The following is a 25,403-nucleotide window of genomic DNA, read 5'->3' as shown; positions in this document are numbered from 1 at the left end:
TTTCATGGATACCATTTTTGCTTTGGCCACTGCGCAGGGCAAGGCCGGTGTGGCCGTCATTCGAGTCTCTGGGCCGCGGTCGCATGCTGCGGTGCGCAGTATGTGCGACGTGGACTTGCCTCGCCGCGGCATGCGGCTTTGTGCGCTGCAGGATGGGGCAGGCGGTCATCTGGACGATGCCCTGGTTTTGACCTTTTCCGCACCGGCCAGCTTCACTGGCGAGGATGTGGTTGAACTGCAGCTGCATGGTAGTGTTGCGGTGGTGTCTTCGGTGTTAAATGCGCTGTCATCGATCCCTGGGTTGCGGTTGGCAGAGCCTGGTGAATTCACCCGCCGCGCGATGGAAAACGGCAAACTCGATTTGTCTCAGGTCGAGGGTCTGGCGGATCTGATCGACGCAGAAACCGAGGCGCAAAGGCGGCAGGCTCAGAACGTTCTGGCCGGGAAGTTGGGCGAATTGGCGGAATCCTGGCGTACCGACCTGATTCGGGCTGCGTCGTTGCTGGAGCTCACGATCGATTTCGCGGACGAAGATGTCCCAATGGATGTAACGCCGGAAGTCTTGGCGTTGATCACCGATGTCCAGCATGCCCTGAGCAGGGAAACAGGGGGTGTTGTCATCGCCGAGCGGATCCGATCCGGATTCGAGGTTGCCATCGTCGGAGCTCCGAATGTGGGAAAATCCACTTTGCTCAATGCATTGGCGGGGCGTCAGGCGGCGATTACGTCGGAAATTGCCGGCACCACACGCGATGTCATCGAAGTACGTATGGATTTGAGTGGTCTGGCTGTGACGCTATTGGATACAGCGGGATTGCGTGAGACATCGGATGTTGTCGAGGATATGGGAATTTCGCTGGCGCGCCAAAGAGCTGAGCAGGCGGACCTGCGCGTGTTTTTGTCGGAAACGGCAGATGACCTGGATGTCGGGTTCCGCCAAGGCGATATTCTGATCCGACCCAAGGCCGACGAGCGGCAGGATAAAACCAACGCCGTATCCGGCGTGACCGGGGAAGGCTTGGATGATCTGGTGGCCCGGATTTCTGCCGTCCTGAAAACCCGTTCTGCCAGCGCGGGCCTTGCCACACGCGAGCGGCACAGAATTGCCATGGAACGCGCATCCTGTGCCCTGCAGGCGGCCCGCCTGGTTTTATCCGAGGGTGCAGACCGCTATGAAGTGGCATCAGAAGAGCTGAGGACCGCGATTCGCGCGCTGGAATTCCTGGTTGGCCGGATTGATGTCGAGAATCTGCTGGACGAGATTTTCAGCAGCTTCTGTCTTGGCAAATGAGGAGTGTTTCACGTGAAACATTTTGATGTGATTGTGATTGGCGGCGGACATGCCGGGACCGAAGCCGCTCATGCCGCGGCACGGATGGGAGTTCGTACCGGTTTGATCACGTTGAAACGAGAAGGAATCGGTGTGATGTCCTGCAATCCGGCTATTGGCGGGTTGGGTAAGGGGCATCTGGTACGTGAAATCGACGCGATGGACGGCGTCATGGCGCGCGTTGCTGACAAGGCCGGAATTCAGTTCCGATTGTTGAATCGTCGAAAAGGACCGGCGGTTCAGGGACCTCGAACGCAGGCAGATCGTCAGATTTACCAAAGAACCATGTTGTTCGAGATCGAAAACAACCCGGGGATCGAGATCATTGTCGGCGAAGCAGTAGATTTTCTGATGGCAGGTGACACAGTTTGTGGCGCGGTCCTGCAGGACGGTACTGAAATTCCGGCACGGGCGGTCATACTAACCACCGGAACCTTTTTGCGTGGGGTGATTCACATCGGTGATGTCGCTAAACCAGGCGGGCGATTGGGTGATAAGCCTTCGGTACGTCTGGCGGATCGCATCGACTCTTTCGGCCTGCCGCTGGGCCGCCTCAAAACCGGCACACCACCTCGGCTGGATGGGCGCAGTATCGACTGGTCTGATCTGGAAATGCAGCCGGGAGATGTGGATCCGACGTTGTTTTCCTTTCTATCGACATCGGTTCACGCCAGACAGATTTCCTGCGGTATCACGCACACAAATTCGCGAACTCACGAGATCATCGAAAAGAACCTCGAAAGATCGGCGATGTATGGGGGTCATATCGACGGCGTTGGCCCACGCTACTGTCCGTCTATCGAAGACAAAATCGTGCGATTTTCCGAGAAGCAGTCCCATCAGGTTTTTCTGGAGCCTGAAGGTCTGGCGGATCACACAGTCTATCCAAATGGCATCTCAACCTCGTTGCCGGTCGAAGTTCAGCAGGACTATGTACATTCGATCAAAGGGTTAGAGCGGGCGATCATCCTTCAGCCAGGTTATGCAATTGAGTATGATTTTATTGATCCTCGCGCGCTGACTTCGACTTTACAGCTCAAGGATGTGCCCGGGTTATATCTGGCTGGGCAGATTAATGGGACAACGGGTTACGAAGAGGCTGCGGCACAAGGTTTGGTTGCGGGTTTGAACGCAGCGCGACGCATCCAGGAGCGGGAACCCGTTATTTTCAGTCGGTCCAGCAGCTATATCGGCGTGATGATTGATGATCTGACTGCGCGTGGGGTCTCCGAGCCTTACCGCATGTTCACTTCTCGCGCAGAGTTTCGATTGTCCCTCCGTGCGGACAACGCGGATCAGCGTCTGACCCCGTTAGGACTTCAGCTTGGCTGCGTGAGCGATGTCAGGAAAGCGATTTTTCAAAAGAAGATGCAAAGCCTGGAACGCGTACGGGGTATTCTGACCGAGACGACATTTACGCCAAAGGAATTGCAGAGTGCGGGAATTCGCGTGGGGCAGGACGGAAAGCGGCGCACCGGCATGGATGTTCTGGCTTTTCCCGAAGTGTCGCTGGACAGTCTGCACCTCTTGTTGACAGAGCTTCGGTCCGTTTCTCCCGAAATCGCAACTCAGGTTGAAAGAGACGCTTTGTACGCCAACTATATCAGTCGGCAAGAAAATGATGTCGACGCGCTCAAACGTGACGAGGGACTGGTCATTCCCCCAGATTTCGCCTTTTCGGCTATCGAAGGCCTGTCGAACGAACTTAAACAGAAACTTGTGCGATCCCGTCCCGGCAATCTGGCTCAGGCTGCGCGCATTGACGGCATGACTCCCGCGGCCTTGGCTTTGATTCTGGCAAAACTCAGGCAGCAAGACCGGGTTCGACGGGCATGACCGGAGGGGTTGATCTGGATTGTCTGGATTGGAGTGTTTCACGTGAAACACACGATCGTCTCAATGTTCTGGACTCGCTGGTAAAAAAATGGAACCCGAGAATCAATCTTGTTTCCCGCAGCAGCCTTGATCATCTTTGGATACGGCATATTATTGATTCCATTCAAGTTTTCCGTTCCGGAGAAAACCCGCGACATTGGGTCGATCTGGGCAGTGGAGGTGGGTTTCCGGGGCTTGTGGTCGGAATTTTGGCCCTGGATGAGCAACCGGAGCTAAATGTAACCCTGATCGAAAGCGATCAACGAAAATGCGCATTTCTCAGGGCGGCTGCCAGAGAAACCGGACTTTCTTGCACGGTGCTTGCCCAGAGAATCGAACAGGCCGCGCCACAGAATGCGGACACGGTGTCGGCTCGAGCCCTGACTGATTTGAACGGATTGTTGACCCATTGTGAGCGGCATCTGGCCGCTGGCGGAACTGCCTTGTTTCCAAAGGGCGTCACTTGGAAAAAAGAGGTGGAACATGCGCGGAAATCATGGCGTTTTGACGTCGAGGCGATTAACAGCAAGACAGAAGAGGGAGCGGTTGTTTTGAAAATTACAGGAGCGTCTCGTGTCTGACATTCTGCCGGTAAGCGGTACTCATGTCATTGCCGTCGCCAATCAAAAAGGCGGCGTTGGCAAAACGACAACGTCGATCAATCTGGCGGCTGCCTTGGCAGAGATCGGGCAGAGGGTTCTGGTTGTGGATCTCGATCCTCAGGGGAACGCGTCGACCGGATTGGGGATCGATGTCGTCGACCGCAAGGTTACAACCTATGATTTGCTTGTCGACAATGCGCCGTTGGCGGATGCGATTCAAAAAACAAATGTCGGAAATCTGTCAATCATCCCGGCGACAGTGGATCTGAGTTCGGCGGACATAGAACTGATTTCAAACAAGAACCGCAGCTATCTGTTGAAAGAGGCACTGCATCAGCCCGCGATGGCGGATTTTCGGTGGGACTATATCTTGATCGATTGCCCGCCTTCGCTGAACCTGTTGACGGTCAACGCGATGGTTGCCGCGCATTCGGTTTTGGTGCCGCTGCAAAGCGAATTCTATGCGCTCGAGGGTTTGTCGCAACTTATGCTGACCATGCGCGAAGTGCGACAGACTGCGAATGCTGACCTGCGGATCGAAGGCATCGTTCTGACGATGTATGATCGGCGCAATAACCTGTCTCAGCTGGTTGAACAGGATGCCCGCGACAATCTGGGTGAGCTTGTGTTCGAGACCCTGATTCCACGCAATGTCAGGGTCAGCGAAGCGCCGTCCTTTGCCATGCCGGTTCTCAGCTATGACACCCGGTCTCAGGGAGCGATCGCCTATCGGGCGCTGGCGCAGGAAATTCTGACAAACCACAAGCAGATGGCCGCCTGAGCGGCGTGAGGAGCAGTGCGAATGGACAAGAGGGCGAAACCCCGGGGATTGGGACGCGGACTGTCGGCGTTGATGGCGGATGTCAATTCGGAACCCGAGGCCAAACCAGATGGGGGGCGTAGCCCTGATATTCTGGTTCCTATCGAGAAGCTGCAGGCAAACCCCAATCAGCCGCGCCGCACCTTTGTCGAAGAAGACCTGAATGACCTGACGGCTTCGATCAGGGAGAAAGGCATTCTGCAGCCGCTGATCGTGCGTGCGCGCCCAAATGGCAATTTCGAGATTGTCGCCGGGGAGCGCCGCTGGCGGGCCGCACAGCAGGCGCAATTGCACGAAATTCCGGTATTGGTTCGCGACTTTGACGATGTCGAGGTTCTCGAGGTCGCGATTATCGAGAATATCCAGCGCGCGGATCTGAACGCCATCGAAGAGGCTGCGGGCTATCGGCAGCTGATGGAGAATTTCGGCCATACCCAGGAGAAGTTGGCCGAAGCCCTGGGCAAGAGCCGCAGTCACATCGCCAATCTGATGCGCCTGTTGAATTTGCCGCGGGATGTGCAGACACTGGTTCAGGAGGGCAAGCTGTCGGCGGGCCATGCGCGGGCATTGATCACCGCGGCGAACCCGACCGAGTTGGCGCAGGCGATTCTAAAGGGCGGGTTGTCGGTGCGCGCGACCGAGGCCTTGGTGAAAAAGCAGTTGGCAGCAGTCTCGGATGCAACCCGGCCCCGCAGCCGTCCGGTGGAAAAGGATGCTGATACAAAGGCGCTTGAGGGCGATCTGTCGGCCAATCTGGGCATGAAAGTGCTGTTGACTCACAAGCCGGGGCAGGAGGGCGGTCAGATGACCATCAGCTATGGTTCACTCGAAGAGCTGGACACGCTGTGCCAGCTGCTCAGCAACGCCTAGTCGGCCAGAAACTTCGAAATCACCGCATTCAAAACCATAACCCCTTGATCGGTAACAATTATCTTTCCTTCTTCGTTACGGATCATTCCCAGTTCGGCCAATGTACGCCGCGCATTGGGGTCCAGAGGGCGTTGGGCCAGGTTTTCATAGCGTACCACATCTACGCCACTGGTCAGCCGTAACCCCATCATCAGGTATTCTTCGGCCTGTTCCAGTCCGCTCAGCCTGGTGCGCAGAGATTCGGCGCATCCCTCGGCGGCAGCCGTCAGCCAATCTTGCGGCAGGCGCGGGCATTCGGTGGCAAAGCGCTGGCCATTCCGGCTGAGACGACCATGCGCGCCGGGACCGATCCCGGCATAGTCTCCGCCTTGCCAATAGATCAGGTTGTGCCGCGATTGCGCGCCCGGCGCGGCATGGTTGGAAACCTCGTAGCGCGGCAAACCCTGGGCACCGCACAGTTCCTGGGTCAGCTCGTACATGTCCGCGGACAGGTCTTCGCCGGGCAGACCGCGCAGTTTGCCGGCCGAAAAGCGGTCGCCAAAGGCCGTGCCGGTTTCGATGGTCAGCTGGTACAAGGACAGATGATCCGCTGCCAGAGTCAGGGCAGTCGTCAATTCATCCCGCCATTGCGCCAGAGTCTGATCCTGGCGCGCATAAATCAGATCGAAACTGACCCGTTCGAAACAGGTTCGAGCGACATCAAAAGCCGCGCGTGCCTCGGCGACGGTATGAATTCGGCCCAGCCGGCGCAGGTCGGTGTCGTTCAGCGCCTGGATGCCCAGGGACACTCTGTTGACGCCGCCGTCGCGAAAGCCCCGAAAGCGACCGGCTTCGACTGAACCGGGGTTGGCCTCGAGCGTGATTTCGATGTCGTTTGCCGGGGTCCAGTGCCGACAAGCCGCCGCGATGATCTCTGCCACGGTGTCCGGGTGCATCAGGCTGGGCGTGCCGCCGCCGAAAAAGATCGACTTGAGAACCCGGCCCGGTGTTTCTGCAGCAACACGGTCCAGTTCGGACAGATAGGCCGTCAGCCAGACGGCATGATCGATCTGGCGCGACACGTGGCTGTTAAAATCGCAATAGGGGCATTTCGCCTGGCAGAACGGCCAGTGCACGTAGAGGCCAAAGCCGCCGTGCCGCCAGTCTGCGGTCAGGTCTTCAGTCAAAACAGCCGGCGACGAACTGGGCCACAGCGCGGGCGCGGTGACTGATGCGGTTCTTTTCCCAGCGCTCCATTTCGGCAAAGGTGACCTGATGGCCGTCGGGAACAAAGATCGGGTCATAGCCATGCCCCTGGTCGCCGCGCATCGGCCAGACAACCCGGCCCGGCATCACACCGGGAAACACTTCGTCATGACCATCGGGCCAGGCCAGAACCAGTGTACAGCAGAATCGCGCGGTCCAGGGCTGCGGCGTGCCGGTTGCCTCGATTTCGCGATGGGCACGCGTCATGGCCATCGCGAAATCCCGTCCGTTCTCGGTTTCGGCCCAATCTGCGGTGTAGACACCGGGCGCGCCGTCCAGCGCATCAATCTCCAGTCCGGAATCATCGGAAAGGGCAGGCAGGCCGGTGGCCCGGGCCGCGGCATGGGCCTTGATCCGAGCATTGCCGACAAAAGTGGTTTCGGTCTCTTCGGGTTCCGGCAGGTTCATCTCGGCGGCACCGACGACCGAGACCCCGTAGGGTTTCAGCAGGTGCGCCATCTCTTCCAGCTTGCCGGTATTGTGGGTGGCAATCAGCAGCCGGTCACCGATGAACTTGCGGGTCATGCCGCCGCTGTCTGCGCCGCGACCAGTTCGCCAACGCCCTTTTCGGCCAAATCCATCAGCTGATTCATCTGATCGCGCGAGAACACCGAGCCCTCGGCGGACATCTGCACCTCGATCAGCTTGCCCGACCCGGTCATGATGAAATTGCCATCGACCCCGGCCTCGCTGTCCTCGGGATAGTCCAGATCCAGCACCGGCTGGCCGGCATAGATGCCGCAGGACACAGCGGCCACCGGATCGACCAGCGGATCGCTGATCACGTCACCGGCCTTGATCAGCCGGTTCACCGCCAGGCGCAGCGCGACCCAGCCACCGGTGATCGAGGCGCAGCGGGTGCCGCCATCGGCCTGCAGCACGTCGCAATCGACGGTGATCTGGCGTTCGCCCAGCGCCACCCGATCAACGCCGGCCCGCAGCGACCGCCCGATCAGACGCTGAATCTCGACGGTGCGGCCGCCCTGTTTTCCGGCTGCTGCCTCGCGGCGCATGCGGGTGTTGGTGGCGCGGGGCAGCATGCCGTATTCGGCGGTGACCCAGCCCAGACCGGTGCCTTTGATAAAGGGCGGCACCCGATCCTCGATGGTGGCGGTGCACAGCACGTGGGTTTCACCGATCTTGATCAGGCACGAGCCTTCGGCGTGTTTCGTGAACCCCGTCTCGATTGAAACGGCGCGCATTTCGCTTAAGTCTCGTCCTGAAGGTCGCATTCAGATTTCCTTTGTATGTCGGGGCCGCAATACCGTTGTGGCCCCCCTTGATGCAACCCCGATCGACCCATGCGGCCTGTGGACTTTTGCGGCTTTCCGGCCAAGGATGCAGCGCATGAATGACGCGACCAAAATGCTTGAGGAATTGAACGACCGGTCACGCGAAGTGTTTCGGCTGGTCGTCGAATCCTACCTGGACACCGGTGATCCGGTGGGCAGCCGGACCCTGACCCGCACGCTGAGCGAAAAGGTCAGCGCCGCGACCGTCCGCAACGTGATGCAGGATCTGGAATATCTGGGTCTGCTGGACAGCCCGCATGTCAGTGCCGGGCGCATCCCGACCCAAATGGGTTTGCGGATGTTTGTCGATGGATTGCTCGAGGTCGGAGACCTGGACGCGACCGACCGGCAGAAACTGGACGACACGCTCAAGCGGAACACCCCGGATGTCGGCGGCATGCTCGATCGGCTGGGAGCGGCGCTGTCGGGGGTGACCCATGGCGCCTCGCTGGTATTGACGCCAAAACACGAGGCCGAGATCCGCCATATCGAGTTCGTTTCGCTGGCCCAGGATCGGGCGCTGGTGGTGATCGTGTTTTCTGACGGGCATGTTGAGAACCGGCTGTTCACGCCACCGCCGGGTCAAACCCCCAGTTCGATGCGCGAAGCGGCCAATTTCCTGAATGCGCTGATCGAGGGCAGGACCCTGAACGAGGTCAAGCGCGTCATCGAGAAAGAGGTGCGCGAACGGCGGCGGGAAATCGACGATCTGGCCCGCGAACTGGTCGAAAGCGGCCTGGCGATCTGGGATGGCGACGGCGCCGAGCGTGACCGCCTGATCGTACGGGGTCGCGCGAATCTGCTGGGATCCGAGGAGAACGCAGAAGAACTGGAGCGGATTCGGACGCTGTTTGACGATCTGGAACGCAAGCGCGACATCGCCGAATTCCTGCAGCTGACCGAAGAGGGCGACGGCGTGCGAATTTTTATCGGTTCAGAGAACAAACTTTTCTCACTTTCGGGTTCCTCTTTGGTGGTGTCTCCTTATATGAACGCTGATCGAAAGATCATTGGCGCGGTGGGTGTAATCGGACCGACCCGCCTGAATTACGGACGGATCGTGCCGATCGTGGACTATACGGCGCAGCTGGTGGGACGGCTGTTATCCGACCGCAGTTAGAGGTGAAAGATGGCAGACCCCAAGAACAACGATTTTCTCGACGACCTGGCGGCAATGGAAGCCGAGGACCTGGCCGCCGAACAGGCCGAGCTAGAGCCCGAGGCGATCGAACTGGATTCGCTGCGCGCGGAGCGCGACGAGTACAAGGATCGCTATATGCGGGCTCTGGCCGATGCCGAAAACGCCCGCAAACGGTCGGACCGGGCGCGGCGCGAGGCCGAGCAATATGGCGGCAGCAAGCTGGCCCGCGACATGCTGCCGGTCTATGACAACCTGAAACGCGCGCTGGAAACCATCACCGACGAGCAGAAACAGGCGTCGGCGGCCCTGATCGAAGGCATAGAGCTGACCATGCGCGAAGTGGTCAACGTCTTTGGCAAGCACGGCATTGAGGTGATCGCCCCCGAGATCGGCGACCGTTTTGATCCGCAATTTCACGAGGCGATGTTCGAAGCGCCCCTGCCTGGCACAAGGGCCGGGGACATCATTCAGGTGTCGGCCGAGGGCTTCATGCTGCACGACCGCCTGTTGCGCCCGGCCCAGGTCGGCGTGTCCTCGACTCCGGCATCTTCCTAGGCGGTACCGGGTCAGGGCCGCTCAGACCCTGGCCGCTTCCTTCAGCTTATAGACCAGTTCCAGCGCCGCCTTGGGTGTCAGATCGTCCGGATGGATATCGGCCAGCAAATCCAGCGCGGGCGAGGCCGGGGCCGGGGCGGGTGGCGGTGCAACCGCGAACAGCGGCAGATCGTCGATCAGCGCCTTTTGCCGCGTCCCGCCTTCGCGCTCGCCTTCTTCCAATGCTTTCAGAACCACGCGGGCGCGGTCCAGCACCGATTTCGGCAGACCCGCAAGTTGTGCGACCTGAACCCCATAGGACCGATCCGCCGCACCCTTGCGCACCTCGTGCAGAAAGATCACCTCGCCCTGCCATTCCTTGACGGCAACGGTGGCGTTTTCCACGCCATCCAGCTTGCCGGCCAGTGCGGTCAGCTCGTGGTAATGGGTGGCGAACAGTGCCCGGGCGCGATTGCTGGCATGCAGATGTTCCAGCGTTGCCCAGGCAATCGACAGCCCGTCATAGGTGGCCGTGCCGCGGCCGATCTCGTCAAGGATGACCAGCGCGCGGTCATCCGCCTGATTCAGGATCGCTGCGGTTTCCACCATCTCGACCATAAAGGTGGACCGGCCCCGGGCCAGATCGTCACTGGCGCCCACCCGGCTGAACAACTGGCTGACCAGCCCGATATGGGCTGACCGGGCGGGCACATGGCTGCCCATCTGAGCAAGCAGGGCGATCAGCGCATTCTGCCGCAGAAAGGTCGATTTGCCGGCCATGTTGGGTCCGGTCAACAGCCAGATCGCGGCCCCGGCATCAGCGCTGAGCGTGCAGTCATTGGCGACGAAACTGTCGCCGCCCTGTTGCTGCAACGCCTGTTCGACCACCGGGTGCCGGCCATCGGAAATGGCAAAGGCGCGGCTGTCATCCACATTGGGTCGGCACCAGTCCTCGCCCCGCGAAAGATCAGCCAGCGCGGTCGCCAGATCGATCTCGGCCAGAGCGCGAGCGGCGGTGTTTATGCGCGCGGCCTGTTCCAGAACCTGCGCCCTGAGTGCCTGAAACAGGCGCTTTTCGATGTCCAGCGCGCGGTTGCCTGCGTTCAGGATTCGGGTTTCCATCTCGCTCAGTTCGACGGTGGTAAACCGCACCTGGTTGGCAGTGGTCTGGCGGTGGATATAGGTTTCGGACAGGGGGGCCGACATCATCCTGTCCGCATGGGTTGCGGTGGTCTCGATGAAATAGCCCAGCACATTGTTGTGCTTGATCTTCAGTGACCCGATGCCGGTATGTTCGGCATAGCGTTGTTGCAACCCGGCGATCACCGACCGGCCCTGATCGCGCAAGGTGCGCGCTTCGTCCAGTTCGCCGTCATATCCCGGGGCGACAAAGCCGCCATCGCGCGCCAGCAGGGGCGGATCGGCCACCAGGGCGGACCCCAGCAGGTCCGCCAGCGTGTCAAATCCCTGCAGATCGGCGGCGGCCCCGGCCAGCAGCGCCGGCAGGTCCACGGCCTGGCACAGGTTTGCGATCCGTTCGGCTTGTTCCAGCCCGTTGCGCAAAGCTGCCAGATCGCGCGGACCGCCCCGGTCCAGCGACAGGCGTGACAGGGCGCGGTCCAGATCGGGTGTCTTGCGCAGCGCCGCGCGCAGATCGCCGGCCAGCCGGTCCTGTTGCAGCGCAAAGTCGATCGCATCCAGCCGCGCCCGGATCACGGCCAGATCGCGCGAGGGGCTGGACAGGCGCTGTTCCAAAAGGCGGGCGCCGCCGGGTGTCACCGTGCGATCGATCACCGACAACAGCGATCCGGCACGCGACCCGGACAGCGCCCGGGTCAGTTCCAAACTGCGCCGGGTCGCCGCGTCGATCTGCACCACACGCTCCTGGGTCTCGCGGATCGGGTTCTGCAGCAGCGGCAGTTTCCCCTTCTGGGTGATTTCCAGATAGTCGATCAGGGCCCCCATGGCGGAAATCTCGGCCCGGGAGAACGCCCCGAACGCTTCGAGCGTGCCGACACCGAACAGATCGCAGATGCGTTTTTCCGCTGCGGTACTGTCGAATTGCGCTCGTGCCAGCGGTGTCAGCGCAATGCCCAGCTCTTCGGTCAGATCGTCCAGTGTCTTGCCGTGGCTCTCGCAGACGATCAGTTCGGAGGGCGCCAGCCGTGCCAGTTCAGGCCCCAACCGCACCGCCGCCAATGGCATCACGTGAAACGCCCCGGTCGAGATATCGGCCCAGGCCAGCGCCGCCTGATCGCGCACCTCGGCATGGGCCGCCAGAAAATTGTGCCGGCGCGCCTCTAGCAGCGCGTCCTCGGTCAGGGTGCCGGGGGTCACCAGACGCACGACTTCGCGCCGAACCACGGATTTAGAGCCGCGTTTCTTGGCTTCGGCCGGGCTTTCCATCTGTTCGCAGACTGCCACCCGGAACCCCTTGCGGATCAGGGTCAGAAAATATCCCTCGGCGGCATGCACAGGCACGCCGCACATGGGAATGTCGGCGCCGTCATGTTTGCCCCGCTTGGTCAGGGCGATGTCCAGCGCCTGCGCGGCGGCGGCGGCATCTTCAAAGAACATCTCGTAGAAATCGCCCATGCGATAGAACAGCAGGGCATCCTGATGCTCGGCCTTGATTTCGAGATATTGCGCCATCATCGGCGTGACTTTGGTCACGGATCGTCCCCCGGAATTCGGATCGTCCGGGACCTTACAAACGCGCCGTCCTTGACGAAAGGCGAAAACGCATCCGTATTGAGACCGGCGTATTGAGGCCGGCGGCCGCACGCTGTATCACCCCGCAACCGCAGTGAGGAGACGCGCCGCTCATGGCCAAGATCAAATATACAGCCGAAGAGGCGCTTGCCTTTCATCTGGACCCGACGCCTGGAAAATTCGAGATACAGGCGACCGTACCGATGAACACCCAGCGCGACCTGTCGCTGGCCTATTCCCCCGGTGTCGCGGTGCCCTGCGAAGAGATCGCCCGCAACCCGGAAACCGCCTATGACTATACCAACAAGGGCAATCTGGTGGCGGTGATCAGCAACGGCACCGCGGTTCTGGGGCTGGGCAATCTGGGAGCGCTGGGCAGCAAGCCGGTGATGGAGGGCAAGTCGGTGCTGTTCAAGCGCTTTGCCGACGTCAACAGCATCGACATCGAGCTGGACACCGAGGATCCCGACGAATTCTGCCGCGCGGTCAGGATGATGGGGCCGACCTTTGGCGGCATCAATCTCGAAGACATCAAGGCGCCGGACTGTTTCATCATCGAACAGCGTCTGAAAGAGGAAATGGATATTCCGGTCTTTCATGACGACCAGCACGGCACGGCAGTGATCTGCGCAGCGGGTCTGATCAACGCCTTGCACATCTCGAACAAGAAGATCGAGGATGTAAAGATCGTGGTGAACGGTGCCGGGGCGGCCGGCATCGCCTGTATCGAACTGCTAAAGTCGATGGGCGCGCAGCACGACAATTGCACGGTCTGCGATACCAAGGGGGTGGTCTGGCAGGGCCGCACCGAAGGCATGAACCAGTGGAAATCGGCTCATGCCATCCAGACCGATGCCCGCACGCTTGAGGACGCGATGAAGGGGGCCGACGTTTTCCTGGGGGTCAGCGTCAAGGGCGCGGTGACCCAGGACATGGTGGCCAGCATGGCCGACAACCCGGTGATTTTTGCCATGGCCAACCCGGATCCCGAGATCACGCCCGAAGAGGCGCACGAGGTGCGCATGGATGCCATCGTTGCCACCGGGCGCAGCGATTATCCGAACCAGGTCAACAACGTGCTGGGGTTTCCCTATCTGTTTCGCGGGGCCTTGGATATCCATGCAAGGGCGATCAACGACGAAATGAAGATTGCCTGCGCAGAGGCATTGGCCGCCCTGGCCCGCGAGGATGTGCCAGACGAGGTGGCGCTGGCCTATGGTCAGAACCTCAGTTTCGGGCGGGACTACATCATTCCGACACCGTTTGACCCGCGGCTGATCCACCGGATACCACCTGCCGTGGCGCGGGCCGGCATGGACACGGGCGCGGCGCGGCGGCCGATCATCGACATGGATGCCTACGAGGTGACGCTCAAGGCGCGCATGGACCCGACCGCCAGCATCCTGCGCGGTCTCAATGCTCGGGCCCGGTCTGCTCAGGCACGGATGATCTTTGCCGAAGGCGACGATCCGCGTGTTCTGCGTGCCGCCGTGACCTATCAGCGGTCCGGGCTGGGCAAGGCGCTGGTCGTCGGCCGGCAGGACGACGTCAAGGCCAAGCTCGAAGCCGCGGGACTGGGCGATGCGGTGCGCGAGCTCGAAGTGGTCAATGCCGCCAACACCCGCAATCTGGAGACCTACAAGGAATTTCTCTATGACCGCCTGCAGCGCAAGGGGTTCGACGCGCAGGACATCCACCGGCTGGCGGCGCGGGACCGGCATGTGTTTTCCGCCCTGATGCTGGCGCATGGCCATGGCGACGGGCTGGTGACCGGCGCCACCCGCAAATCGGCGCACATTTTGGACCGGATCAGCCACGTCTTTGATGCCGATGCCGCGCATGGTGTGGCGGGTGTGACGGCGTTGCTGCACAAGGGCCGGATCGTGCTGATTTCCGACACCCTGGTGCAGGAATGGCCGGATGCCGAGGATCTGGCCACCATCGCCGAACGCGCCGCCGATGTCGCCCGCCATATGGGTCTGGAACCGCGCGTGGCTTTTGTCAGCTTTTCGACCTTTGGCTATCCGGTGTCCGAGCGGGCGGAAAAGATGCATCGCGCGCCCAATGTACTGGAACAGCGTGGCGTCGATTTCGAATTCGAGGGCGAGATGACCGTGGATGTGGCGCTGAACACCGCGGCGCAATCGGCCTATCCGTTCTCGCGCCTGACGGGGCCTGCGAACATTCTGGTGGTCCCGGCGCGCCACTCGGCCAGCATCTCGGTCAAGCTGATGCAGGAAATGGGTGGTGCCACCGTGATCGGGCCGATCCTGTCGGGGCTGGACAAGCCGATTCAGATTTGTTCGTCGGTTTCGACCGCGAACGACATTCTGAACATGGCGGTGCTGGCTTCGTGCAAGATCGGCTGACGGTGGCCGTTCTAAGGCCGGCGGTGCCTTCAGCTGCCGGCAAAGGCAGCGGCATCGCCCCATAGCTGCCGGACGCGGGCATCGCGTCCGCAGGAGTCGCGGTACAGCTTATAGGCCTTTTTCTGACTGCGCGGCCCATACCGGGTCAGCATGTATGACCTACCTTTGTAAAAATCCTGGTGATAGTCTTCGGCCCGATAAAAGGGGGCACTGGGAAGGATCGGGGTCACGATCTTTTGCCCCAGTTCGGCCTGCGCCCGTGCGATAGCCTGTTGTGCCAGCGCTTGCTGGTCCGGACCGGAGACAAATATCGCGGTGCGGTAACTGTCGCCGCGATCGCAGAACTGACCGCCCGCATCGGTCGGATCGACCGAGCGCAGAAACAGGTGCAGCAGCGTGGCGCGATCGATGACGGCAGGGTCAAAGGTGATCTGAACCGCCTCGTAATGGCCGGTACCGCCGCGCGTCACCTGCTTGTAGGTCGGGTTCGCCAAGCTGCCCCCGCTATAGCCGGACACCGCCCCGGTCACCCCTTTGACCTTTTCGAAATCGGCTTCGACACACCAGAAACAGCCGCCGGCGACGGTCAGCGTCCTGGTTTCGCCGGCATCGGCCGGTGTGTGCCGCAGACACAGCGCCAGCACGATTAACAGGATCAGTGTCCAGGGTTTGATTTTGTCCATCACGGTCATAGCGGAACCCCTCTTTTTGAAAGATGGTGGCGCGGCGGGCGCGGACGGACAAGGCGCTGACACCGTATGTCACGCCGAGGTGAGGGTATTTTACCGCTTGGCCTGACACCGCCACCATCCTAGCGTTCACGCAGCAGGAGATCGCCATGACCGACCAGATAACGACGCATCAAAGCCACGAGGACGCGCGCAACGACTCGATTCGGATCTATCTGAACGGGCGGATCGTGCCGCGTGATCAGGCGGTAATCAGTGTCTATGACAGCGGGTTCATGCTGGGAGACGGGGTTTGGGAGGGGATCCGGTTGTATGACGGCACCTGGGCGTTTCTGGACGAACACCTGGATCGCCTGTTTCAGGCGGCGCGTGCGATTGATCTGGATATCGGCCTGGATCGCCAGGGCGTGACCGACGCGATTTTGGCGACTCAGGCGGCCAATGACATGCAGACCGATGCCCATGCCCGGCTGATGGTGACCCGCGGGGTCAAGGCCCGGCCGTTCCAGCATCCGGCCCTCAGCCGCTCGGGGCCGACGGTGGCGATCATCATGGAACATTCGCGCCCCAGCCTGCCGCGTCCGGTCCGGCTGGCAACGGTGCCGCATATGCGCGGCCTGCCGATGACCCAGGATCCCAAGTTGAACAGCCATTCGAAACTGAACTGCATCCTGGCCTGCATCGCCGCGGAAAAGGCCGGGGCCGACGAGGCGCTGATGCTGGATGTGCACGGATTTGTGAACACCACCAATGCCTGCAATTTCTTTATCGTGCGCAAGGGGCAGGTCTGGACCAGCACCGGTGACTATTGCATGAACGGCATCACCCGGCAAAAGGTGATCGACCTGTGCCGTGCCGAAGGCATCCCGGTTTTCGAACGCAATTTCAGTCTGGTCGATACCTATGATGCCGACGAAGCGTTTCTGACCGGCACCTTTGGCGCCCAGACCCCTGTGAGCGAAATTGACGGGCGCCGGATTGGCGCGGGCGGCATCGGGCCGGTGACCGAGCGCATTCGAGACCTCTACAAACACCTGATCGAAAGGGAATGCGCCTGATGCGGATCGCGATGTGGTCGGGGCCGCGCAACCTGTCGACGGCGATGATGTATGCCTTTGGCGCGCGGGGCGATTGCGCGGTGGTGGATGAACCGTTCTATGCGGCCTATCTGGCGGCGACCGGGCTGGATCACCCGATGAAACAGGCTATTCTGGCGGCGCAACCGACCGACCCGGATCAGGTGGTGGCGCAGATCACCGGGCCGATCCCGCAGGGGGCCGCGCATTTTTACCAAAAACACATGACGCATCACATGGTGCCCGGAGTCGATCGGCGCTGGATGCGCGACATGGTCAACGTGTTCCTGATCCGCCATCCGGCGCGGGTGATCGCCAGCTATGCAGCCAAGCGCGAGGATCCGACGCTGGAGGATATCGGCTTTGCCCAGCAGGCCGAACTGTTTGACACGGTAAACAGCTGGCAGGGCAGTCCGGTGGTGATCGACAGCACCGATATCCGCCGCGATCCGCAGACGATGCTGAAACGCCTGTGCAACGCGATCGGCCTGCCATTCACGCCCCGGATGCTGTCCTGGCCGCGCGGCGGTCACCCCGAAGACGGCGCCTGGGCGCCCCATTGGTACGGATCGGTCTGGAACAGCACCGGCTTTGCCGGGGCCGAAGGCCCCTTGCCGCACGTGCCCGAACATCTGCAACCGGTTCTGGATCAGGCGATGCGGCATTACCGCCGCCTCAGGGCGGTGGCGCTTTAGGTCAGCTCGCTCAGCGTTGCCGTGCAGCGTTCGCCTTGGAAAAACGCGCCGAGCACCTGATCAAAGACCGGCGGTGCGCCGGGCACTGTGGCGAACAGGGTCATCGAAGATCGCAGCTTCATCGCGTCGATATGGCCCAGGATCTCTTCGGCGGACCGCGACTGGTGTTTCAGCAGCAGAGAACAGACCTGGATCAGCCGGTCGCGCAGAACGGGATGGGCCAGATAGGCCTGAGCTTCGGCCAGATCGTGTATGCCATAGAGCTGGGACATGTGCGAATGCCCCAGATGCGCCAGTTGCGGAAACACGAACCACATCCAGTGGCTGGTCTTGCGGCCTGCGGTCAATTCCGACACGACCGCATCCCAGACAGAATCCTGTGCCTCTATGAACAGCTCGGCGTCGGTCTCGCCGCCCATGTCGTCGGTCATTTCAGGCGACGGTCCCGCAGGGCAAGCAGGCGCAGGCGCAAGGCGTTCAGCTTGATGAACCCGGCCGCATCCTTTTGATCATAGGCGCCGGCGTCGTCCTCGAAGGTCACGTGTTCCTCGGAATACAGCGAGCGGTCGGACCAGCGTCCGACCGTGCGCGCCAGACCCTTGTACAGCTTGACGCGGACCGTGCCAGTGACGTGTTCCTGGCTCTTGTCGATCAGCGCCTGCAACATCTCGCGTTCGGGGCTGTACCAGAATCCGTTATAGATCAACTCGGCATATTGCGGCATCAGCTGGTCCTTGAGATGCGCCGCGCCGCGGTCCAGCGTGATCTGCTCGATGCCGCGATGGGCTTCCAGCAGGACGGTGCCGCCCGGGGTCTCGTAGATGCCGCGTGATTTCATCCCGACAAAGCGGCCCTCGACCAGGTCCAGACGCCCGATGCCGTGTTTGCCGCCCAGTTCGTTCAGTTTCGTCAGGATCGCGGCGGGGCTCATCGCGGTGCCGTCGATGCTGACTGCGTCGCCCTTTTCAAAGCCGATCTCGACGAATTCGGGCGAATCCGGCGCGTCCTCGGGATTGGTCGTGCGCTGATAGACGTAGTCGGGCGCATTCTCGGCGGGATCCTCGAGCACCTTGCCTTCGGACGAGGTATGCAACAGGTTCGCATCCACCGAGAACGGTGCTTCGCCCCGCTTGTCCTTGGCAATCGGAATCTGGTTCTTTTCGGCGAAATCGATCAGCTTGGTGCGGCTGGTCAAATCCCATTCGCGCCATGGCGCGATCACCTTGATATCGGGGTTCAGCGCATAGGCGGCCAGTTCGAACCGCACCTGGTCGTTGCCTTTGCCCGTGGCGCCGTGCGCGATGGCGTCGGCCCCGGTCTCTTCGGCAATCTCGACCAGACGTTTGGAGATCAGCGGCCGGGCGATCGAGGTGCCCAGCAGATACAGGCCCTCGTAGACCGCATTGGCACGAAACATCGGAAACACGAAATCGCGCACGAATTCCTCGCGGACATCCTCGATATAAATGTCCCTGACGCCCAGCATCTCGGCCTTTTTGCGCGCCGGTTCCAGTTCCTCGCCCTGACCCAGATCGGCGGTATAGGTCACGACCTCGCAGCCGTATTCGGTTTGCAGCCATTTCAGGATGATCGACGTGTCCAGACCGCCTGAATAGGCCAGCACGACTTTCTTGGGCGCAGACATGGGCAATTCCTTTCACCTTGGGTCGGCTGCGGGTTATCGGGTTTTGCGACAAGGGGCAAGCTGCGCTTGCGCCGCCGGGAATGCTGGGTCAGACAGGGGTATGAGCACAGGCAACGACAGGTTTCGTGATAGCGCGCGGGCGGCGGAAAGCGCCATGCGGCAGGTGTTTCCGCATACGCCGTTGCAGCGCAATGCGCTGCTGTCGGATCGCTTTGGCGCCGACATCTGGCTGAAACGCGAGGATCTCAGCCCGGTGCGGTCCTACAAGCTGCGCGGCGCCTGCAACGCGATGCGCAAACAGGCCGGGCAAGAGCTGTTCGTGTGCGCCAGCGCCGGCAATCACGCGCAGGGCGTGGCCTTTATGTGTCAGCACCTGTCGGTCCGGGGCGTGATTTTTATGCCGGTGACAACGCCGCAGCAGAAAATCCAAAAGACCCGGATGTTCGGTGGCGAGCGGATCGAAATCCATCTGGTTGGTGACTATTTCGACGACACTCTGGCGGCGGCTCAGGATTGGTGCGCGCAACGGGGCGGGTATTTCCTGTCGCCCTTTGACGATCTGGACGTGATCGAGGGACAGGCCTCGGTCGCGGTCGAGATCGAAGATCAGCTGGGCCGGGCCCCGGATATGGTGGTTTTGCCGGTTGGCGGCGGCGGTATGTCCTCCGGCGTGGCCAGCTATTTCGGCGACCGAACCCGCGGTCTGTTCGTCGAGCCGGCCGGAGGCGCCTGTCTGCGGGCGGCGCTGGCGGCGGGTCATCCGGTGACGTTGCCGCATGTGGATACTTTCGTGGATGGCGCTGCGGTGGGCCGGATCGGGGAAAAGACCTATGATTTGCTCAGGGATACGGCGCTGTCGGACGTGATCGTCCTGAGCGAGGACCGGATTTGCACCACGATGATCGAGATGCTGAACGTCGAGGGTATTGTGCTGGAACCTGCCGGTGCGCTGTCGGTCGAAGCCCTGTCCGAGATGGCATCGCAGATCCGCGGCAAAACCGTCGTCTGCGTTACCTCTGGTGGCAATTTCGATTTCGAACGCCTGCCCGAGGTCAAGGAACGCGCCCAGCGCTATCTGGGGGTCAAGAAATACCTGATCCTGCGGCTGCCGCAACGTCCGGGCGCCTTACGCGAGTTCCTCGAGGTTCTGGGTCCCGATGACGATATCGCCCGGTTCGAATACCTCAAGAAATCCGCGCGCAATTTCGGCTCGGTGCTGTTGGGGATCGAAACCAGGGACGCCGACAATTTCGTGCGCCTTTTTGCGCATCTGGATGAGGCCGGGTTCATCTATCGAGATATCACCAATGACGAGACGCTGTCCCAGTTCCTGATCTGAGACGGTTCGGTCAGGCGGCCAGCCGCTGTGGCAGTTCGGTCATGAAAACCGTTTTCGAGGCATGAAAGGCCTGGATGATTTCGGCCACGTCCACCGCTTCGGCATGGCCTTCGCTGGATAGGCGCTCGCCGGTCTGGCACAGGTTGGAAAAGACGCTGAACCCCAGGCTGAGCGCGCTGCCCTTGAGGAAGTGCAGGTTCTGTTCCAACTGCAACAGGTCGGGACCCTGCGCGAGTGTCGCGATCACGTCTTCGACCTCTTCCAGGAACAGTTCGACCACCTCATCGAATTCATCGGCGCCGACCTCGTCGCGCAGCTGGTTTACCCGGGACCAATCGATCATGAGACTCTCGCATTACCTGTACAGTTTCACCAACCACATCTTTGATCCGACATTAATACAGTCAACGTTAACGCCATCTTAAGAGATTCCGACGCTTGGGAACATTTTGAATCTTCACCGGGCATTAAGGGCTGGTTCGGATAAAGGACCGGTTGAAAAGTTACAGAGCGTTTTTTATGCCCAGTCATGCGTCGGACAGACAGGTAGATTCTGGAGCGCGGTCGGATCTTGGGTCGATCCGTCGCGTCCTGGTGGCAGATGACAGCCGCCTGCAGCGTCGTATCCTCGTGGCGTCTCTGAAAAAGTGGGGCCTTGAAGTCATCGAGGCGGATAGCGGCGAAGCGGCGATGGAGATTTGCCGAGATTCTTGTCCCGATCTGGTTCTCAGCGACTGGATGATGCCCGGGATGAACGGGCTGGAATTCTGCCGTGCCTTTCGCGAATTGCCGACCGAGGGATACGGCTATTTCATCCTGCTGACGTCGAAAAGCGAGAAGAACGAGGTGGCGCAGGGGCTGGATGCCGGCGCCGACGATTTCCTGATCAAGCCGGTGAATGCCGACGAATTGCGGGCGCGTATCTCGGCCGGCGACCGAATCCTGGAAATGCAGCGCGAGCTGTCGGCCAAGAACCGGATAGTTTCCGAAACGCTGGATCAGTTGCGGGCGGCGTATGACACGATCGACAAGGATCTGATCCAGGCCAAGAAAATCCAGGAATCCCTGGTGCCCGAACTGTCGCGCAGCTTTGGCGCCTCGCAGGTCAGCCTGCTCTTGAAACCCTGCGGTCACATCGGTGGCGATCTGGTCGGCATGTTTTCTGCGGTCAAGGACAAGGTGGCGTTCTATTCCATTGACGTGTCCGGCCATGGTATCACCTCGGCGATGATGACGGCGCGACTGGGTGGCTATCTCAGCAGTTTCTATTTCGATCAGAACCTCGGGATGGAAAAACTTTTGAATGGCACTTATGCGCTGCGCGATCCGGCCGATGTTGCCACCATGCTTAACGAACGTTTTCTCGCTGATACCGGTATCGAGGAATATTTTACGATGAGCTATGCGGTGGCCGATCTGAAGACCGGATCGCTCAAGATGGTCCAGGCCGGTCATCCCCACCCGGTGCTGCTGCGGGCCGGTGGCCAGATGGAATTTGTAGGCGAGGGCGGTGTGCCCATCGGGTTGCTGGCGGGGGTGCCCTATTCCCAGTTCGAGGTACAGATGCAGCCCGGCGAACGGCTGTTGATGTATTCCGACGGTTTCACCGAGGCACGGCTGACCGATGGCGACATGCTCGAAGAAGAAGGGCTGGTGAAGCTGATCCGTCAAAACCGCGCCGGACAGCCGGGGCGTGAATTTCTGGACGATCTGTTCTGGTCTCTGACCCAGATCATGTCGCCGGAATTCGGCATGGAGGATGACGTGTCCGCCACCCTGTTCGAATATAACGGGTGCTAGACGCCGGCGGCGAACCAGGCCGCGAAATGCCGGTCGCCGGCATTGCCCAGTTCCCGTGCGGCTCGGGTCGGCGACATCCACGTGGCGCGATGACCCGATTCGATGGGCGGACCCAATCGACGGATCGGGCGTGCCACATAGATGAGACAGACCTTTTCGGCCCAGATGTCGTATTCCGGCATGTACACGAAACGGCGAAAGGCACCGACCCGGCGCGGTGCAGCGATGCGCCAGCCGGTTTCCTCATAAACTTCGCGGTGCAACGCCCGGACCGGCGACTCGCCGGGATCGATACCGCCCCCGGGCAGCTGAAGATCGGGACCGGGCCGCTGTTGCCAGGTCAACAACAGACTTCCGTCGCGCGGCAAAAGCGCATAGGCACCGGGCCGACGCTGGTAGCGGCAGCCGCGCTGCGGACCCGGGCCAAAGCGTCTGATCATCGGATTTGCCCTTACATCATCTGTTGTGAGACCTATATAGCCGCGGTATGCCAACCCGCGGCGTGTAAGGAAACCCCATGGACTTTGGATCAAAACTAGCGTGGGACGACTCGGTTCTGCCATTTCAACTGGACGCTTCGGACATGCGCGGCCGGGTGGCCCGCCTGGACGGGGTGCTGGGCGGAATACTGAAACAGCACGATTATCCGCAGCAGGTCGAGGCGCTGGTGGCCGAAATGGCGCTGCTGACCGCGCTGATCGGTCAGACGATCAAACTGCGCTGGAAATTGTCGCTGCAGGTTCAATCCAAGGGCGCGGTCCGGATGATCGCGACCGACTATTATGCCCCGGAAGAGCCGGGAAAATCGGCACGGATTCGTGCCTATGCCAGCTTTGACGCCGATCGGCTGACCGATCAGGCACCTTTCGAGCAGGTCGGCGAGGGCTATTTCGCGATCCTGATCGATCAGGGCAGGGGCACGGCGCCTTATCAGGGCATCACACCCCTCAATGCGGATTCGCTGACCGCCTGCGCCGAGGCCTATTTCGCCCAGTCCGAACAATTGCCGACCCGGTTTTCGCTGAGTTTCGGCAAGTCTGCGGAACCGGGGGTCGAGCCGCATTGGCGCGGCGGCGGTATCATGCTGCAGCACATGCCCAAGGCAACCGGCTTTGCCGCCGGCGAACCCGGCACCGGCGAAATTCTGACCGCCGCCGACCTGGTCGATGGCGAAGAGGGCGAAAACTGGAACCGGGTGAATATCCTGCTGGATACCGTCGACGATCTGGAACTGATCGGCCCGACCGTGCCGCCGACCGACCTGCTGGTCCGGTTGTTTCACGAGGAACAGCCGCGCGTATTCGACGCGCAGGCGATCCGGTTCGGTTGTACCTGTTCCGAAGACCGGGTGCGTCAGAGCCTGTCCATCTATTCCGCCGGCGACATCGAAAAGATGACCACCGCGGATGGCCGCGTGACCGCGGATTGCCAGTTTTGCAGCGCGCATTATGAACTGGACCCGGCCACCGTGGGATTTGACGCCGACGAGTCCAAGAGTGACTGAGCTGATCGACAGGCTGACGGCGGCGCTGGCGCGGCCCGGAGACCGGTCCTCGGATTTCGATCTCAACCCGGATCTGGCGCTGCCGGCAGAGCGCCGGTTGCGGCCCGCCGGGGTCCTGATACCGGTGTCTCTGACGCAGGGCGCGCCGCGGGTGATTTTGACCAAACGGTCCTCGGCGCTCAAGCATCATCCGGGGCAGATCGCCTTTCCCGGCGGCAAGCAGGACGACGGCGACCGGGATGTTACCGATGCCGCGTTGCGCGAAGCGCAGGAAGAGATCGGCCTGCCGCGTGCGCTGCCTCAGGTTCTGGGCACCCTGCCGGAACATGAAACCGTGACCGGATTCCGGGTGACACCGGTGTTGGCGCTGTTGTGCAGCGAATTTGATATTACTCCCGAGGCCGGCGAGGTCGAAGAGGTGTTCTCGGTGCCGCTGGAACATCTGCTGGATCCCGCGAATTACATGGTTGAATCACGGCGCTGGCAGCGGATGCGGCGGTATTATTACACCGTCCCCTTTGGTCCCTACTATGTCTGGGGCGCAACCGCACGTATCCTGCGCGGACTGGCGGCGCGCATGTCGGAATGATCCGGATCACCGGCGACTGGATCACAAACCCGGCCACGCAATCGGTTTGCGCGGCACTGGCGCGGGACGGTGCGCAGGTGTTTTTTGTCGGCGGCTGCGTGCGCAACGCGCTGCTGGGTGCGCCGATCAGCGATATCGACCTTGCCACTGACGCCCCACCGCAGACGGTCAGCGATCTGGCAAGCGCGGCAGGCATTAAGGTGGTTCCCACCGGACTGGACCATGGCACAGTGACCTTGGTGCTGGACGGGGTGGCACATGAGGTGACGACGTTTCGTCGCGACCTGTCCACCGACGGGCGGCGCGCTACCGTGACCTTTTCGCGCGATGTCGCCCAGGATGCGGCGCGGCGCGATTTCACCATGAATGCGCTCTACGCGCGCCCGGACGGCACGCTGGTCGATCCGCTGAACGGGCTGCCCGATCTGCGCGCGCGCCGGGTGCGGTTCATCGGCGATGCCCGCGACCGGATTCGCGAGGACTATCTGAGATCGCTGCGCTATTTTCGGTTTCATGCCTGGTATGGCGACCCCGGCGCCGGGTTCGATCCCGGCGCTCTGGCGGCCATTGCCGGCAATCTGTCTGGGCTGCAACGCCTGTCAAGGGAACGGATCGGGTCCGAACTGTTGAAACTGCTGGCTGCGCCCGACCCGGCACCGGCCTGTGCTGCCATGCGGTCGACCGGGGTGCTGGGACAGGTGTTGCCGGGTGCCGATGACCGGGCTTTGGGGCTGTTGGTGCATCTGGAATCCCAGGCCGGTGCCGATCCCGAGGCGCTGCGCCGGCTGGCCGCACTGGGCGGCACGGATGTGATGGCGGCGCTGCGTCTCAGCCGATCCAAAAACGCCTGGCTGACAGCTGTGCGCACAGCGGCCACCGGCACGGCGGGCATTGCCGAACTGGGCTTTCGCCTGCCACCCGATCAGGCACAAGACGCGCTGCTGTTGCGTTGTGCGCTGGCCGAACAGCCCTGGCCCGCGCGGGCGGCGCACCTGCTGGAAAAGGGCGCCCAGGCCCGGTTTCCGGTCTCCGCCCAGGATCTGATGCCAGAGTTCCAGGGGCCTGCCCTGGGTGCGGAACTGGCCCGGCTGCAAGCGTTGTGGATCGCATCGGATTTCACCCTGGACCGGGCGGCGCTGCTGGCACGCTAAGCTTTGGTGATGACAAATTTGTCGCAATCGGCTAGATCCGAGGCGTGGCAGACGGAGGATACGAAATGATTTGCGGGATTCAGTTCAGCCGAGGCTGACGGCCTTGCCCCGGTCCGTACGATCGG

General features: G+C 61.3%; 24 protein-coding genes. 15 read left to right on the top strand and 9 right to left on the bottom strand.

Annotated features, from left to right (window positions below):
* Window positions 1-4: 4 nt before the first annotated feature.
* The 5 genes from mnmE to ACFMPD_RS01325 are packed head-to-tail and all read left to right on the top strand — an operon-like array spanning window position 5 to window position 5,497.
* Window positions 5-1,291: a tRNA uridine-5-carboxymethylaminomethyl(34) synthesis GTPase MnmE gene (mnmE, locus tag ACFMPD_RS01345; RefSeq protein ID WP_380990857.1), complete on the top strand. Its 1,287-nt coding sequence runs from the start codon at window positions 5-7 to the stop codon at window positions 1,289-1,291.
* A gap of 3 nt (window positions 1,292-1,294) precedes the next feature.
* Window positions 1,295-3,166 carry a tRNA uridine-5-carboxymethylaminomethyl(34) synthesis enzyme MnmG gene (gene mnmG, locus ACFMPD_RS01340; RefSeq protein WP_380990854.1) on the top strand — a complete coding sequence of 624 codons (1,872 nt, stop codon included), beginning with the start codon at window positions 1,295-1,297 and terminating at the stop codon, window positions 3,164-3,166.
* Window positions 3,163-3,786, top strand: a complete 624-nt coding sequence (gene rsmG / locus ACFMPD_RS01335; RefSeq protein WP_380990851.1) for a 16S rRNA (guanine(527)-N(7))-methyltransferase RsmG — start codon at window positions 3,163-3,165, stop codon at window positions 3,784-3,786. Before mnmG ends, rsmG begins: the two co-directional genes overlap by 4 nt.
* Entirely contained in the window at window positions 3,779-4,588 is an 810-nt protein-coding gene (locus ACFMPD_RS01330; protein ID WP_380990848.1) for a ParA family protein, read from the top strand. The genes rsmG and ACFMPD_RS01330 overlap by 8 nt, the downstream gene beginning before the upstream one ends.
* 21 nt (window positions 4,589-4,609) lie before the next feature.
* The gene (locus tag ACFMPD_RS01325) at window positions 4,610-5,497 is read left to right on the top strand and encodes a ParB/RepB/Spo0J family partition protein (protein ID WP_380990845.1); all 888 of its coding nucleotides are present in this window, start codon (window positions 4,610-4,612) and stop codon (window positions 5,495-5,497) included.
* On the opposite strand, the gene hemW is transcribed toward ACFMPD_RS01325, so the two are convergent.
* From hemW to rph, 3 genes are read right to left on the bottom strand one after another with little or no spacing between them, the layout of a single operon-like run.
* Window positions 5,494-6,651, bottom strand: coding sequence for a radical SAM family heme chaperone HemW (hemW, locus tag ACFMPD_RS01320; protein ID WP_380991088.1), 1,158 nt, complete (start codon window positions 6,649-6,651; stop codon window positions 5,494-5,496). The genes ACFMPD_RS01325 and hemW overlap by 4 nt on opposite strands.
* Window positions 6,652-6,655: 4 nt before the next feature.
* Window positions 6,656-7,267, bottom strand: coding sequence for an RdgB/HAM1 family non-canonical purine NTP pyrophosphatase (rdgB, locus tag ACFMPD_RS01315; protein WP_380990843.1), 612 nt, complete (start codon window positions 7,265-7,267; stop codon window positions 6,656-6,658).
* The gene (rph, locus tag ACFMPD_RS01310) at window positions 7,264-7,974 is read right to left on the bottom strand and encodes a ribonuclease PH (RefSeq protein WP_380990841.1); all 711 of its coding nucleotides are present in this window, start codon (window positions 7,972-7,974) and stop codon (window positions 7,264-7,266) included. Before rph ends, rdgB begins: the two co-directional genes overlap by 4 nt.
* A gap of 115 nt (window positions 7,975-8,089) precedes the next feature.
* Here rph and hrcA point away from each other — a divergent pair, with 115 nt between their 5' ends.
* Together hrcA and ACFMPD_RS01300 are read left to right on the top strand one after the other, a co-directional pair.
* Window positions 8,090-9,154, top strand: coding sequence for a heat-inducible transcriptional repressor HrcA (gene hrcA, locus ACFMPD_RS01305; RefSeq protein WP_380990838.1), 1,065 nt, complete (start codon window positions 8,090-8,092; stop codon window positions 9,152-9,154).
* Window positions 9,155-9,163: 9 nt separating this feature from the next.
* Window positions 9,164-9,730: a nucleotide exchange factor GrpE gene (locus tag ACFMPD_RS01300; protein WP_380990835.1), complete on the top strand. Its 567-nt coding sequence runs from the start codon at window positions 9,164-9,166 to the stop codon at window positions 9,728-9,730.
* A 21-nt stretch (window positions 9,731-9,751) separates the two neighbouring features.
* On the opposite strand, the gene mutS is transcribed toward ACFMPD_RS01300, so the two are convergent.
* Window positions 9,752-12,364, bottom strand: coding sequence for a DNA mismatch repair protein MutS (gene mutS / locus ACFMPD_RS01295; RefSeq protein ID WP_380991086.1), 2,613 nt, complete (start codon window positions 12,362-12,364; stop codon window positions 9,752-9,754).
* Between the two features lie 170 nt (window positions 12,365-12,534).
* Between mutS and ACFMPD_RS01290 the strand changes: the two genes are divergently transcribed.
* Window positions 12,535-14,790 carry an NADP-dependent malic enzyme gene (locus ACFMPD_RS01290; RefSeq protein WP_380990832.1) on the top strand — a complete coding sequence of 752 codons (2,256 nt, stop codon included), beginning with the start codon at window positions 12,535-12,537 and terminating at the stop codon, window positions 14,788-14,790.
* Between the two features lie 29 nt (window positions 14,791-14,819).
* On the opposite strand, the gene msrA is transcribed toward ACFMPD_RS01290, so the two are convergent.
* Window positions 14,820-15,482, bottom strand: coding sequence for a peptide-methionine (S)-S-oxide reductase MsrA (msrA, locus tag ACFMPD_RS01285; protein ID WP_380990829.1), 663 nt, complete (start codon window positions 15,480-15,482; stop codon window positions 14,820-14,822).
* 146 nt (window positions 15,483-15,628) lie between these two features.
* On the opposite strand from msrA, the gene ACFMPD_RS01280 reads away from it, so the two are divergent.
* A complete protein-coding gene (locus ACFMPD_RS01280; RefSeq protein WP_380990826.1) occupies window positions 15,629-16,537 on the top strand; it encodes an aminotransferase class IV in 909 nt (302 codons plus the stop codon).
* The gene (locus ACFMPD_RS01275) at window positions 16,537-17,250 is read left to right on the top strand and encodes a sulfotransferase-like domain-containing protein (protein ID WP_380990823.1); all 714 of its coding nucleotides are present in this window, start codon (window positions 16,537-16,539) and stop codon (window positions 17,248-17,250) included. Before ACFMPD_RS01280 ends, ACFMPD_RS01275 begins: the two co-directional genes overlap by 1 nt.
* Here ACFMPD_RS01275 and ACFMPD_RS01270 read toward each other — a convergent pair.
* On the bottom strand, window positions 17,247-17,681 hold the full coding sequence (locus tag ACFMPD_RS01270) for a DUF1810 domain-containing protein (RefSeq protein WP_380990820.1): 435 nt from the start codon (window positions 17,679-17,681) through the stop codon (window positions 17,247-17,249). The two genes, ACFMPD_RS01275 and ACFMPD_RS01270, sit on opposite strands and share 4 nt — an antisense overlap.
* Window positions 17,678-18,895 carry an argininosuccinate synthase gene (locus tag ACFMPD_RS01265; protein WP_380990817.1) on the bottom strand — a complete coding sequence of 406 codons (1,218 nt, stop codon included), beginning with the start codon at window positions 18,893-18,895 and terminating at the stop codon, window positions 17,678-17,680. The genes ACFMPD_RS01270 and ACFMPD_RS01265 overlap by 4 nt, the downstream gene beginning before the upstream one ends.
* Before the next feature lie 100 nt (window positions 18,896-18,995).
* On the opposite strand from ACFMPD_RS01265, the gene ilvA reads away from it, so the two are divergent.
* Complete coding sequence (gene ilvA, locus ACFMPD_RS01260) at window positions 18,996-20,234, top strand: threonine ammonia-lyase IlvA (protein ID WP_380990814.1); 1,239 nt, start codon at window positions 18,996-18,998, stop codon at window positions 20,232-20,234.
* A 10-nt stretch (window positions 20,235-20,244) separates the two neighbouring features.
* On the opposite strand, the gene ACFMPD_RS01255 is transcribed toward ilvA, so the two are convergent.
* Entirely contained in the window at window positions 20,245-20,577 is a 333-nt protein-coding gene (locus ACFMPD_RS01255; RefSeq protein ID WP_380990811.1) for an Hpt domain-containing protein, read from the bottom strand.
* Between the two features lie 176 nt (window positions 20,578-20,753).
* Between ACFMPD_RS01255 and ACFMPD_RS01250 the strand changes: the two genes are divergently transcribed.
* Window positions 20,754-22,034 (top strand): PP2C family protein-serine/threonine phosphatase, encoded by a 1,281-nt coding sequence (locus ACFMPD_RS01250; protein WP_380990808.1) that lies wholly within the window; start codon window positions 20,754-20,756, stop codon window positions 22,032-22,034.
* Here ACFMPD_RS01250 and ACFMPD_RS01245 read toward each other — a convergent pair.
* Window positions 22,031-22,474 (bottom strand): NUDIX hydrolase, encoded by a 444-nt coding sequence (locus ACFMPD_RS01245; RefSeq protein ID WP_380990805.1) that lies wholly within the window; start codon window positions 22,472-22,474, stop codon window positions 22,031-22,033. The genes ACFMPD_RS01250 and ACFMPD_RS01245 overlap by 4 nt on opposite strands.
* A gap of 77 nt (window positions 22,475-22,551) precedes the next feature.
* Here ACFMPD_RS01245 and hslO point away from each other — a divergent pair, with 77 nt between their 5' ends.
* Genes hslO through ACFMPD_RS01230 form a run of 3 tightly spaced genes read left to right on the top strand, consistent with a single transcriptional unit; the run spans window position 22,552 to window position 25,278 of the window.
* Window positions 22,552-23,538, top strand: a complete 987-nt coding sequence (gene hslO, locus ACFMPD_RS01240) for an Hsp33 family molecular chaperone HslO (RefSeq protein WP_380990802.1) — start codon at window positions 22,552-22,554, stop codon at window positions 23,536-23,538.
* Complete coding sequence (locus ACFMPD_RS01235; RefSeq protein WP_380990799.1) at window positions 23,531-24,127, top strand: CoA pyrophosphatase; 597 nt, start codon at window positions 23,531-23,533, stop codon at window positions 24,125-24,127. The genes hslO and ACFMPD_RS01235 overlap by 8 nt, the downstream gene beginning before the upstream one ends.
* Window positions 24,124-25,278, top strand: coding sequence for a CCA tRNA nucleotidyltransferase (locus ACFMPD_RS01230; RefSeq protein WP_380990796.1), 1,155 nt, complete (start codon window positions 24,124-24,126; stop codon window positions 25,276-25,278). The genes ACFMPD_RS01235 and ACFMPD_RS01230 overlap by 4 nt, the downstream gene beginning before the upstream one ends.
* Window positions 25,279-25,403: the final 125 nt, after the last annotated feature.

The sequence above is a fragment of the Sedimentitalea sediminis genome, assembly GCF_042687825.1.
In the GTDB taxonomy this organism is placed as follows: Bacteria; Pseudomonadota; Alphaproteobacteria; order Rhodobacterales; family Rhodobacteraceae; genus Sedimentitalea.
Note: the sequence above shows the minus strand (reverse complement) of the source record. Positions and strands in the feature narration are given on the sequence as shown.